The 12,227-nt window shown below is 61.2% G+C and carries 11 protein-coding genes; 9 read left to right on the forward strand and 2 right to left on the reverse strand.

Annotated features, from left to right (window positions below; genetic code table 11):
- Positions 1–329: 329 nt before the first annotated feature.
- The 4 genes from purE to ACKLNA_RS08380 all read left to right on the forward strand — a co-directional run bounded on the left by purE (position 330) and on the right by ACKLNA_RS08380 (position 2,908).
- The gene (gene purE, locus ACKLNA_RS08365) at positions 330–821 is read left to right on the forward strand and encodes a 5-(carboxyamino)imidazole ribonucleotide mutase (RefSeq protein WP_007954291.1); all 492 of its coding nucleotides are present in this window, start codon (positions 330–332) and stop codon (positions 819–821) included.
- Positions 822–831: 10 nt separating this feature from the next.
- Positions 832–1,914: a 5-(carboxyamino)imidazole ribonucleotide synthase gene (locus ACKLNA_RS08370; protein WP_114886417.1), complete on the forward strand. Its 1,083-nt coding sequence runs from the start codon at positions 832–834 to the stop codon at positions 1,912–1,914.
- 111 nt (positions 1,915–2,025) lie between these two features.
- A complete protein-coding gene (locus ACKLNA_RS08375) occupies positions 2,026–2,271 on the forward strand; it encodes a GlsB/YeaQ/YmgE family stress response membrane protein (RefSeq protein WP_248742420.1) in 246 nt (81 codons plus the stop codon).
- 55 nt (positions 2,272–2,326) lie between these two features.
- Positions 2,327–2,908 carry a DUF3299 domain-containing protein gene (locus tag ACKLNA_RS08380; protein WP_408985867.1) on the forward strand — a complete coding sequence of 194 codons (582 nt, stop codon included), beginning with the start codon at positions 2,327–2,329 and terminating at the stop codon, positions 2,906–2,908.
- A 48-nt stretch (positions 2,909–2,956) separates the two neighbouring features.
- Here the strand turns inward: ACKLNA_RS08380 and ACKLNA_RS08385 are convergent, their stop codons facing one another.
- Positions 2,957–3,856, reverse strand: a complete 900-nt coding sequence (locus tag ACKLNA_RS08385; protein ID WP_408985611.1) for a D-hexose-6-phosphate mutarotase — start codon at positions 3,854–3,856, stop codon at positions 2,957–2,959.
- Positions 3,857–3,915: 59 nt separating this feature from the next.
- Positions 3,916–4,320, reverse strand: a complete 405-nt coding sequence (locus ACKLNA_RS08390; protein WP_003229628.1) for an acyl-CoA thioesterase — start codon at positions 4,318–4,320, stop codon at positions 3,916–3,918.
- A gap of 378 nt (positions 4,321–4,698) precedes the next feature.
- Between ACKLNA_RS08390 and ACKLNA_RS08395 the strand changes: the two genes are divergently transcribed.
- The 5 genes from ACKLNA_RS08395 (at position 4,699) to pstB (ending at position 12,214) form a co-directional block, all read left to right on the forward strand.
- The gene (locus tag ACKLNA_RS08395; RefSeq protein WP_085708813.1) at positions 4,699–5,997 is read left to right on the forward strand and encodes an MFS transporter; all 1,299 of its coding nucleotides are present in this window, start codon (positions 4,699–4,701) and stop codon (positions 5,995–5,997) included.
- A gap of 155 nt (positions 5,998–6,152) precedes the next feature.
- Positions 6,153–7,154, forward strand: a complete 1,002-nt coding sequence (locus ACKLNA_RS08400) for a phosphate ABC transporter substrate-binding protein PstS (protein ID WP_016985762.1) — start codon at positions 6,153–6,155, stop codon at positions 7,152–7,154.
- 424 nt (positions 7,155–7,578) lie between these two features.
- A complete protein-coding gene (locus tag ACKLNA_RS08405; RefSeq protein ID WP_408985868.1) occupies positions 7,579–9,612 on the forward strand; it encodes an ABC transporter permease subunit in 2,034 nt (677 codons plus the stop codon).
- A gap of 15 nt (positions 9,613–9,627) precedes the next feature.
- Complete coding sequence (gene pstA / locus ACKLNA_RS08410) at positions 9,628–11,298, forward strand: phosphate ABC transporter permease PstA (protein WP_408985612.1); 1,671 nt, start codon at positions 9,628–9,630, stop codon at positions 11,296–11,298.
- An 82-nt stretch (positions 11,299–11,380) separates the two neighbouring features.
- Positions 11,381–12,214: a phosphate ABC transporter ATP-binding protein PstB gene (gene pstB / locus ACKLNA_RS08415; RefSeq protein WP_065258233.1), complete on the forward strand. Its 834-nt coding sequence runs from the start codon at positions 11,381–11,383 to the stop codon at positions 12,212–12,214.
- Positions 12,215–12,227: the final 13 nt, after the last annotated feature.

The raw sequence follows: 12,227 nt of genomic DNA on the forward strand, positions 1-12,227 counted from the left end.
CCATCAAGGGTTGAATGCGTTTCTCGGTATTTTTGATTTTATTGCATGAAGTTTGATTAAGTTTCCAAGTGCGGCCTTCATGCAATTTATTGAGCGCTCTTTAACTATGTGGAATGAGCGTCATGTTCTTGATCTCTGAGTCAATAAAGCCAGTGGTTCGAAGCACAAGACAGATGGTCGCAACGGGGGCTGTTTATTGCTTTCTTTGCGGTATACTGCGCGGCCTTCGGCCGGTTCGTCCGGCCATTTTTCCTACAACAAGCCACGCAATCTGCGTGGCTTGTTGTTTTTGACGCGCCTGCGGGCGCCCAGAGAGAAGAGGCGCGACGATGAGTGCACTGGTTGGCGTGATCATGGGCTCCAAGTCCGATTGGTCCACCCTTAGCCACACCGCCGATATGCTGGAAAAGCTCGGCATCCCGTACGAGGTCAAGGTGGTTTCTGCCCACCGCACCCCGGATCTGCTGTTCCAGTACGCTGAAGAGGCCGAAGGCCGCGGCATCGAGGTGATCATCGCCGGTGCCGGTGGTGCGGCCCACCTGCCAGGCATGTGTGCGGCCAAGACCCACCTGCCGGTGCTGGGCGTGCCGGTGCAGTCGGCCATGCTTTCGGGCGTCGATTCGCTGCTGTCGATCGTGCAGATGCCGGCTGGCATTCCGGTTGCCACCCTGGCCATCGGCAAGGCCGGTGCGATCAACGCCGCGCTGCTGTCGGCGAGCATCCTGGGTGCCAAGCATCCACAATTCCACGCGGTACTGAAGACCTTCCGTGCCGAGCAGACGGACAGCGTCCTGGACAATCCAGACCCACGTATTGCCTGAGGTTGTTGAGATGAAGATCGGTGTAATCGGTGGCGGCCAGTTGGGTCGCATGTTGGCCCTGGCGGGCACCCCGCTGGGCATGAACTTCGCTTTCCTCGACCCTGCGCCGGACGCTTGCGCCGCTGCGCTGGGCGAACACCTGCGGGCCGATTACGGCGATCAGGATCATCTGCGTCAGTTGGCCGATGAAGTCGATCTGGTGACCTTCGAGTTCGAAAGCGTCCCGGCCGAGACCGTGGCCTTCCTTTCGCAGTTCGTGCCGGTCTATCCGAGCGCCGAAGCCCTGCGCATCGCTCGCGACCGCTGGTTCGAGAAGAGCATGTTCAAGGACCTGGGGATTCCGACCCCGGCGTTCGCCGACATTCAGTCGCAAGCCGATCTGGACGCCGCTGTCGCTTCGATCGGTCTGCCGGCCGTGTTGAAGACCCGCACCCTGGGTTACGACGGCAAGGGCCAGAAAGTCCTGCGCAAGCCGGAAGATGTGGTCGACACCTTCGCCGAACTGGGCAGCGTGCCGTGCCTGCTGGAAGGCTTCGTGCCGTTCACCGGCGAAGTGTCGTTGATCGCCGTGCGTGCCCGCGATGGCGAGACGAAGTTCTATCCACTGGTGCACAACACCCACGACAGCGGCATCCTCAAGCTGTCGGTCGCCAGCTCCGATCACCCGCTGCAGGCCCTGGCTGAAGACTACTCCAGCCGCGTTCTCAAGCAGCTGGACTATGTCGGCGTGATGGCGTTCGAGTTCTTTGAAGTCGACGGTGGCCTCAAGGCCAACGAAATCGCCCCGCGCGTGCACAACTCCGGGCACTGGACCACCGAAGGCGCCGAGTGCAGCCAGTTCGAAAACCACCTGCGGGCCGTTGCCGGTCTGCCGCTGGGTTCGACGGCCAAGGTCGGCGAGAGCGCGATGCTCAACTTCATCGGCGTCGTGCCTCCGGTCGAGAAGGTCATCGCCATCGATGATTGCCATCTGCATCACTACGGCAAGGCCTTCAAGGCCGGGCGCAAGGTCGGTCACGCCAACCTGCGTTGCAAGGACAAGGCGACCCTCGAACAGCAGATCCTCAAGGTCGAGGCGCTGATCGCCGAGTAACGAGAGTTTCATCTGGCAGCGGCGGAACCATTAAGGGCCGCCGTTCTCTGATGGCAGGATGCCAAAGTCTGACTAGGCTTTGGCCTATCGACCAATTCAGAGGGAAATGCCATGGGAATTATCGGAACCATCTTTATCGGCCTTATCGTCGGCCTGCTGGCACGGTTCCTCAAGCCGGGCGATGACAGCATGGGCTGGATCATGACCATCCTGCTGGGTATCGGCGGTTCGCTGGCAGCCACCTACGGCGGCCAGGCCTTGGGCATTTATCACGCGGGCCAGGGCGCCGGCTTCTTCGGCGCGCTGGTGGGCGCGATCGTCCTGCTGGTGATCTACGGCCTGATCAAAAAGAACTGATCCGGGCGATAAAGCCCTCTCTGCCACTCGGCGGGGAGGGCTAGAATGCTCGGCGATTTACCGTTTTCCCTTTTTCCGAGCATCTTCTACGAGCATCTTCATGCGCCGTCTTCTGTTGACTCTCCTTTTGCTGGGCAGCGGTCTGGCCCACGCCGGCGAACTGCCGGAAACCGACTGGCTGGAACTGATGCCCAAGTCGGATCAGAAAGCCCTCGAGGCCATGCCTGAAATCGACCACAACTCTCCGGAAGCCACCGGCACCTTCACCCAGAAAGGCGGGATGAAGCAGGCCAAGGGTTTGCCGGCGGTGATGTATTCGACCAAGACCGTGGCGTCGATGAACGACAAACACATCCGCATCGGTGGTTATCCGGTGCCGCTGGAGTCGGACGCCAAGGGCCGCAGCACGCTGTTTTTCCTTGTGCCGTACCCGGGCGCCTGCATCCACGTGCCGCCACCGCCACCGAATCAGCTGGTGCTGGTGCGCTACCCCAAGGGTTTGAAGCTGGACGACATCTACACGCCGCTTTGGGTGACCGGCACGCTGAAGATCGAAAAGGTCAGCAATGACCTGGCCGATGCGGCCTATGCGCTGGAAGCGGACAAGGTGCGGGTGGTGCAGGAAAAGGATCTGTAATCCCGAGCAGCAAAAAAAATCGCAGCCCAAGGGCTGCGATTTTTGTTTTCAGAGCGGCTGGCTGCCGACGCTGACACCCATGGTGTGGCTGGCATCCGGTGCGAGGGTCACGATGTCATCCATCACATTCGCCGTCTCGATGCACAGCATCCGCTGCCAGCCGTCGTTGTCCATGTCGCTGAACGCGGCGGCGCGGTCGATCCAAGGGTTCCAGATCACCGCCGTGCGTGAACCGGTAGCGGTCAGCACGATGCGCCGTTCCCAGGACGGATCGACGATGCTCAGTTGCGGCGGAGCGTCGAGGTAGATGCGGTCGGTTTCCCCGGCAAAACGCAGGTCGCCTTGCTGGGAGTGAGTCTTCCAGTCATCCAGGGTCTCGATGTAGTTCAGGCCATCCACACCTTCGACGCGTACGTTGCGCACATCGCTGACGGCGAAATAGCTGTGCAGCGCCTGGCTGATGCTGACGGTGTCGGTACCGCGATTGTGGCTGGTCAGGCTGATGTGTAACTGATCGTCGAGGCGCAGGGTCAGGGCCAGGTCGACCTGATGCGGCCAGTCCGCAAAGCCGCCTTCGGGGTAGGGTAGCTTGAACTCCACCTTCAGGCTTTCGCCCTCGGTTTCAATACCGCCCAGCTCCCAATCCATCGCCCGGACAAACCCGTGAGCGGCGGCCGGTTCTTCGCTGACACGCATCGCCTGCACGCTCTGCGGGTTGCGGGCGAAGACGCCGAACCACGGCCAGCACACCGGCACGCCGGCGCGGATGCTCTTGCCGGTCTTGAACACGGCCTTGTCGTTCAGCCAGATCAGCGGCGGCTGGCCATCCACCTGATAACTGAGGATGTGCGCGCCTTGCTGGGCCACCAGCACTTCGGCCTGACCGTGGCGGATGCGCCAGCAGTTCAGTTCATCCAGTTTCACGGCTTCAACGTTGGGCGTGTTCATGGGACAACTCTCGAATCAGCAACTTGGGACGACTATCGACCTTCAAACGGCCGCGAGGTTTAACGTGCGCGCGGCGGAACCGAACGGGTTCGACCGCTGCCATCGATGGCCACGAACACGAACACCGCTTCGGTCACTTTACGCCACTCGCTGGACAGCGGGTCGTCGCTCCACACCTCGACCATCATCTGGATCGAGCTGCGGCCGATTTCCAGGGTCTGGGTATAGAAGGACAATTGCGCGCCGACGGCCACCGGCACCAGAAACGCCATGCGGTCGATGGCAACGGTCGCCACACGGCCACCGGCGACGCGGCTGGCCATTGCAGTGCCGGCCAGGTCCATCTGCGCCACCAGCCAGCCGCCGAAAATATCGCCGAAGCCGTTGGTTTCGCGGGGAAGCGCGGTGATTTGCAGGGCCAGGTCGCCTTGCGGGATCGGATCTTCTTGTTCGAGCTCTATCATGCCGGGGGTGCCTCTGACCCGTGACTCTTCGTTGGGTATTGCTGGTGGTAGCCGTCTTCGGGAAAAACGATTCAGCACCGAACATACTACGTTCGTCACGTTTTCCATCAGGCGCCTAAGGAGAAACTCTGCGAAACCGGCTAATCCCGAGCAAGGGTCGGGCCAACGACGTTTTCGCACAGCAACCCCTTTCAAACCGGAGCAAGGTTGCGAGTATATCGGTCGGTAGACTCCGCGACGACCATCGGGTTCTCATTTCGACCGTCAAATACGCGCCTCTATGTGCTTTTTCGAACAATTTGCTATGGTGCCGAACCTGCCCGAGCCACAGCCAGCGTTGTTGTGGCGGCAGATCCGACTATAAGAGAAGACCTTGCCATGACCACAGCGCCCTCGAGCATCGCGCAGCCGGACCAACCCGCACGACCCTTGACCCGCAATGACTACAAGACTCTGTCGCTATCGGCCCTGGGCGGTGCGCTGGAGTTCTACGATTTCATCATTTTCGTGTTCTTTGCCACCGTGGTCGGCAAATTGTTCTTCCCGGCCGACATGCCCGAGTGGCTGCGCTTGATGCAGACCTTCGGCATCTTCGCTGCCGGTTACCTCGCGCGGCCGCTGGGCGGGATCGTGATGGCGCACTTCGGTGATCTGCTGGGGCGCAAGAAGATGTTCACCCTGAGCATTTTCATGATGGCCGTGCCGACCCTGATCATGGGCCTGCTGCCGACCTACGCGCAGATCGGCATGTGGGCACCGATCCTGCTGCTGTTGATGCGCGTCATTCAAGGCGCGGCGATTGGCGGTGAAGTGCCGGGGGCATGGGTCTTCGTTTCCGAACACGTGCCGGGCAAGCATATTGGTTATGCCTGCGGCACCCTGACCAGCGGCCTGACGGCGGGCATTCTGCTGGGTTCGCTGGTCGCCACCGCGATCAACAGCATTTATACGCCGGTGGAAGTTTCGGATTACGCCTGGCGGATTCCGTTCCTGCTCGGCGGCGTGTTCGGCCTGTTCTCGGTCTACCTGCGCCGCTGGCTGCACGAAACCCCGGTGTTCGCTGAACTGCAACAGCGCAAGGCCCTGGCCGAAGAAGTGCCGCTGCGCGCGGTGCTGCGTGACCATCGTGGGGCCATCGCAGTCTCGATGCTGCTGACCTGGCTGCTGTCCGCCGGCATCGTCGTGGTGATCCTGATGACCCCGACCGTGCTGCAGACGGTCTATCACTTCTCGCCGACGATGGCGCTGCAATCCAACAGCCTGGCCATCGTCTTCCTGAGCCTGGGCTGCATTATTTCCGGCGCACTGGCGGATCGCTTCGGTGCCGGTCGCGTGTTCGTGTTCGGCTGCCTGGGCTTGCTGGCCAGTTCCTGGACCTTCTATCACAGCCTCGCCGATCACCCGGACTGGCTGTTCCCGCTGTATGCGCTGACCGGTTTCCTGGTCGGCACCATTGGCGCGGTGCCTTACGTGATGGTCAAGGCGTTCCCGCCGGTGGTGCGCTTCAGCGGTCTGTCCTTCTCTTATAACGTCGCCTACGCGATCTTCGGTGGCCTGACCCCGATGGTGGTCAGCCTGCTGCTGAAAGAAAGTGCGATGGGGCCTGCCTATTACGTGGCGGTACTGTGCGGGATGGGGATCCTGGTCGGCGCCTGGCTGTGGAGCAAGGGTCGGTAAATTCGCCTCACACCTTCAGTTACAACTGAAAGGCCAGCCTTCCGACAGGGGATGCTGGCCTTTCATCCAATTGTCATATTTCAGCCATAGAGTGTTCACACGGCCTGCTGATACTTGGCCCCGACTTAACACCCCCTATCTGCTAGGAGTAAGGCATGAAACTGAAGCGTTTGATGGCGGCAATGACTTTTGTCGCTGCTGGCGTTGCGACTGCCAACGCGGTTGCCGCTGTTGACCCTGCTATCCCGAGCTACACCAAGACCACTGGTGTGTCGGGCAACCTGTCCAGCGTCGGCTCCGATACCCTGGCCAACCTCATGACCTTGTGGGCCGAGAACTACAAAAAAGAATACCCGAACGTAAACATCCAGATTCAGGCCGCTGGCTCCGCCACCGCGCCACCCGCGCTGACCGAAGGCACCTCCAACCTGGGCCCGATGAGCCGCAAGATGAAGGACACCGAACTGGCGGCCTTCGAACAGAAATACGGCTACAAGCCAACCGCTATCCCGGTTGCCGTGGACGCCCTGGCTGTCTTCGTACACAAGGACAACCCGATTCAGCACCTGACCATGGAACAGGTTGACGCGATCTTCTCGTCCACCCGTCTGTGCGGCGCCAAAGCCGACGTAAAAACCTGGGGCGACCTGGGCGTGACCGGCGACCTGGCCAACAAGCCGGTTCAGCTGTTCGGCCGTAACTCGGTATCCGGCACCTACGGCTACTTCAAGGAAGAAGCCCTGTGCAAAGGCGACTACAAGCCTAACGTCAACGAACAACCAGGCTCGGCTTCGGTCGTGCAGTCGATCAGCTCCTCGCTGAACGGCATCGGTTACTCGGGTATCGGCTACAAGACCGCCAGCGTGAAAACCGTTGCTCTGTCGAAGAAAGGCAGCACCGAGTTCATCGAAGACAGCGAAGAAAACGCCCTGAACGGCAAGTACCCACTGTCCCGCTTCCTGTACGTGTACGTGAACAAGGCCCCGAACAAGCCTCTGGCCCCGCTGGAAGCCGAGTTCGTGAAACTGGTTCTGTCGAAACAGGGTCAGGAAGTGGTAGTGAAAGACGGCTACATCCCACTGCCGGCCAAGGTTGCTGCAAAAGCACTGGCTGACCTGGGTCTGCAGGAAGGCGGCGCTGAAGTCGCAAAAAAGTAACAAACTGAGTCAGGGGTGAAGCCCGCCTGACTCCCGTGTGGGGCCCGGCCCGCAAGCGGCCCGGCCCCCACACTCCCCGAATTCTTTTATCCACTGCCAGTGCCCTGCTGGCGGCGGATTTGGTGCGTCACTGCATTGTCATCTTTCTGTCATACAGGATCGCTAGGGTGTGCGCATGAATGATCTGGCCAATTCCAAAATGACTACGAACCCTCCCAAGCGCATTGATTTCAATACGCCTGAGTTGCAACGCAAGCGCCGCATTCGCGCGCTCAAGGATCGCTTCACCCGTTGGTACGTCCTCGTCGGCGGTCTGGCGGTGCTGGCAGCCATCACCCTGATCTTCTTCTTCCTCGCCTACGTCGTCGCGCCCCTGTTCAAGGGTGCCGAACTGACTGCGAAAGACGCCATCACCCCGGCCTGGATGCAGGACGCCGGCAAGCCACTGATGATTTCGCTCGAAGAGCAGAATCAGGTGGCCATGCGCGTTTCCGACAAGGGCCAGGCGCTGTTCTTCGATATCGACAGTGGCGCTGAATTGAAGCGCGTCGATCTGCCGTTGCCGGCAGGCGCCAGTGTGACCTCCATCGGCGAAGACCAGCCGGGCCATCCGCTGGTGGCCGTGGGCCTGTCCAACGGTCAGGCACTGGTGTTCCGTCACACCTATAAAGTCAGCTACCCGGAAGGCAAGAAAACCATCACCCCGGCGATCGAGTTCCCGTACGGCGAAGCGCCGATTGCGCTGAACGAAAGCGGCGGTGCGCTGGAGCACGTCAGCCTCAACGCCACCGACTCGACCCTGATGCTGGTCGGCTCCACCGGTTCGCAACTCAATGTGCTGTCGCTGACCAGCGAAGAAAACATGATGACCGGCGAAGTCACCAACGAGCAGAAGCGTATCGATCTGCCGCAGATGACCGAGCCTGTGAAAAACATCTTCGTCGACCCGCGCCAGCAATGGCTGTATGTGGTCAACGGTCGTGCCCAGGCCGACGTGTTCAGCCTGCGCGACAAGAGCCTCAACGGTCGCTACAAGCTGCTGGAAAACGCTGACGCGCAAGTCACTGCCGCCACTCAACTGGTAGGTGGCATCTCGCTGATCGTCGGTGACTCCACCGGTGGCCTGGCCCAGTGGTTCATGGCCCGCGACACCGATGGCGAGCTGCGTCTGAAGCAGATCCGCACCTTCCAGATGGGCAAGACGCCGATCGTTGAAATCACCGCCGAAGAGCGCCGCAAGGGCTTCGTTGCCCTGGATGCTTCCGGCAAGCTCGGCGTGTTCCACAGCACCGCGCACCGCACCTTGCTGGTCGATCAGGTGGTCGAAGGCGAGGGCCTGTTCGGTCTGTCGCCACGGGCCAACCGTGTGATCGTCGAAGCCGGCGGCAAGCTGCAACCGCTGCTGCTCGACAACCCGCACCCGGAAGTATCGTGGAGCGCGCTGTGGAGCAAGGTCTGGTACGAGAACTACGACGAGCCTAAATACGTCTGGCAATCGACTGCGGCCAACACCGATTTCGAACCGAAACTGAGCCTGTCGCCACTGACCTTCGGCACCCTGAAAGCCGCGTTCTACGCAATGTTGCTGGCTGCTCCGCTGGCGGTTGCCGCGGCGATCTACACCGCGTACTTCATGGCCCCGGGCATGCGCCGCAAGGTCAAACCGGTGATCGAACTGATGGAAGCGATGCCGACGGTGATCCTCGGCTTCTTCGCCGGCTTGTTCCTGGCGCCGTATGTGGAAGGGCATCTGCCGGGCATCTTCAGCCTGCTGATGCTGCTGCCGATCGGCATCCTGGTGGCCGGGTTCACCTTCAGCCGCCTGCCTGAATCGATCCGCCTGAAAGTCCCGGACGGTTGGGAAAGTGCGTTGCTGATCCCGGTGATCCTGTTCGTGGGCTGGCTGTCGCTGTACATGAGCCCGTTCATGGAGAACTGGTTCTTCGGCGGTGACATGCGCATGTGGATCTCCCACGACCTGGGCATCACCTACGACCAGCGCAACGCACTGGTGGTCGGTCTGGCCATGGGCTTCGCGGTGATCCCGAACATCTACTCGATCGCCGAAGACGCCGTGTTCAGCGTGCCGCGCGGCCTGACCCTGGGCTCGCTGGCCCTCGGTGCCACGCCGTGGCAGACCATGACTCGCGTAGTGATCCTGACCGCCAGCCCGGGCATCTTCTCGGCCCTGATGATCGGCATGGGCCGTGCAGTCGGCGAGACCATGATCGTGCTGATGGCCACCGGCAACACCCCGGTCATGGAAATGAACCTGTTCGAAGGCCTGCGCACCCTGGCGGCCAACGTCGCGGTGGAAATGCCGGAGTCGGAAGTCGGCGGCAGCCACTACCGCGTGCTGTTCCTCTCGGCGCTGGTGCTGCTGTTGTTCACCTTCGTCATGAACACCCTCGCGGAACTGATTCGTCAGCGTCTGCGCAAGAAATACTCGTCGCTTTAAGAAAGGTAGAAGTCTGTGAAACAGAACTCCCTGAATGGATGGTTCAAGAGCGGCGCCCCGGGCGTCTGGATCAGCGGTGGCGCGGTGTCCATCGCGGTCATCATGACCATTGGCCTGCTGGCGGTGATTGCCGTGCGCGGTCTGGGTCACTTCTGGCCGGCGGACCTGATCCACGCCAGCTACAACGTCCCGGGCCAGGGCAATCACCTGGTCATCGGCGAAGTGGTGCAGAAGGAAGAAGTGCCCCGCGCACGCCTGAAGAGCGCCGGCCTGCCGGTGCCTGACCAGGGCCCGGAATTCATGACCCGCGAGCTGATCAAGGTCGGCAACCGCGACCTGAACGGCAACGACTTCACCTGGATCGTCGGCGAGTGGCTGACCGACCAGAAGAACCCGCCGGAGCTGATGGCGCTGGAGCGTCGTGAGTGGGGTAACTTCTACGGCTACCTGGTCAACGTCAAACAGGACGGCAAGGTCATCGCCGAAGGCGAAGCGGCCTGGCCCGAGCTGCAGGCGCGAATCAACCGTGTGAACGGCCTCGCCGCGCAGCTCAAGACCCTGGAAAAAACCGACATCGGTGCGATCAACGCCGGTCTCGAGCGTATCCGTCTGCATGGCCGCAAACTGGAACTGGAAGGCAAGCTCGACGCCACCGCGCAAGCGGACATGGACGCCGAACGTGCCGAGCTGAACGCCCGCTATCAGGACGTCGAAGCGCGTCTGGCCGATCTGCATGCGCAGTTCAACCGCGATGCCCTGACCGCTCGTGATGCCAACGGCAAGGAAATCGAAATCGGTCTGGGCAAAGTGGTTCACGCCTACCAGCCGAACGCCATGGGTACTTTCACCAAGGTCGGCTTCTACTTCAGCAAGGTCTGGGAATTCCTGTCCGACGACCCGCGTGAAGCGAACACCGAAGGCGGGATTTTCCCGGCGATCTTCGGCACCGTGATGATGACCCTGATCATGGCGATGATCGTGACCCCGTTCGGCGTGCTGGCGGCGGTGTACCTGCGTGAATACGCCAAGCAGAACACCCTGACCCGGGTGATCCGGATCGCGGTGAACAACCTGGCGGGTGTTCCGGCCATTGTTTACGGCGTGTTCGGTCTGGGCTTCTTCGTTTACGTGCTGGGTGGCTCGCTCGACCGTCTGTTCTTCCCGGAAGCGCTGCCGGCACCGACCTTCGGTACGCCGGGCCTGCTCTGGGCTTCGTTGACCCTGGCGCTGCTGGCGGTGCCGGTGGTGATTGTGGCCACCGAAGAAGGTCTGGCGCGTATCCCGCGTACCGTGCGTGAAGGCTCGCTGGCTCTCGGTGCGACCAAGGCTGAAACCCTGTGGAAGATCGTTCTGCCGATGGCCAGCCCGGCGATGATGACCGGCATGATCCTCGCCGTGGCCCGTGCCGCTGGTGAAGTGGCGCCGCTGATGCTGGTGGGTGTGGTGAAACTGGCGCCGTCGCTGCCGGTGGATGGCAACTACCCGTACCTGCACCTGGACCAGAAGATCATGCACCTGGGCTTCCACATCTACGACGTCGGCTTCCAGAGCCCGAACGTTGAAGCCGCCCGACCGCTGGTGTACGCCACGGCGCTGTTGCTGGTGCTGGTGATCGCCACTCTGAACCTGTCGGCGGTGTGGATTCGTAACCACCTGCGCGAGAAGTACAAGGCGCTGGACAGCTGATCGCCGTCACAAGAATTGAAGGGCTGCCGGCCTGATTTCCGGCAGCCAACCGAACCGAATTTGTTAGCACAGGGGATCTCCCATGCAGCACGAAACACATACCCACGGCATCAACATGTCTGCCCTGGGCCGCGACAAGCAGAGCCTGAACCTCGAGCAGGAAACCGTGGCCATCGAAGTGCCGGGCCTGAGCCTGTTCTACGGCGAGAAACAAGCGCTGTACGACGTCAGCATGAACATCCCGAAACAGCGCGTGACCGCCTTCATCGGCCCGTCCGGCTGCGGCAAGTCCACGCTGCTGCGTACCTTCAACCGCATGAACGACCTGGTGGATGGCTGCCGCGTCGAAGGCGCGATCAACCTGTACGGCAACAACATCTACCGCAAGGGCGAAGACGTGGCCGAGCTGCGTCGCCGGGTCGGCATGGTGTTCCAGAAGCCTAACCCGTTCCCGAAGACCATCTACGAAAACGTGGTCTACGGCCTGCGCATCCAGGGCATCAACAAGAAGCGCATCCTCGACGAAGCCGTCGAGTGGGCACTGAAGGGCGCGGCCTTGTGGGACGAAGTAAAAGACCGTCTGCATGACTCGGCGCTCGGCCTGTCCGGTGGTCAGCAGCAGCGTCTGGTGATCGCCCGTACCATCGCCGTGGAGCCGGAAGTGCTGCTGCTCGACGAACCGTGCTCGGCCCTCGACCCGATCTCGACCCTGAAAGTCGAAGAGCTGATCTACGAGCTCAAATCCAAGTTCACCATCGTCATCGTGACCCACAACATGCAGCAGGCGGCGCGGGTGTCCGACTACACGGCGTTCATGTACATGGGCAAACTGGTGGAATTCGGCGACACCGATACCCTGTTCACCAATCCGGCCAAGAAGCAGACCGAAGACTACATCACCGGTCGTTACGGCTAGCAGACGCTGGTTG

This window comes from Pseudomonas sp. UV AK001, from assembly GCF_046097675.1.
In the GTDB taxonomy this organism is placed as follows: Bacteria; Pseudomonadota; Gammaproteobacteria; order Pseudomonadales; family Pseudomonadaceae; genus Aquipseudomonas; species Aquipseudomonas kribbensis.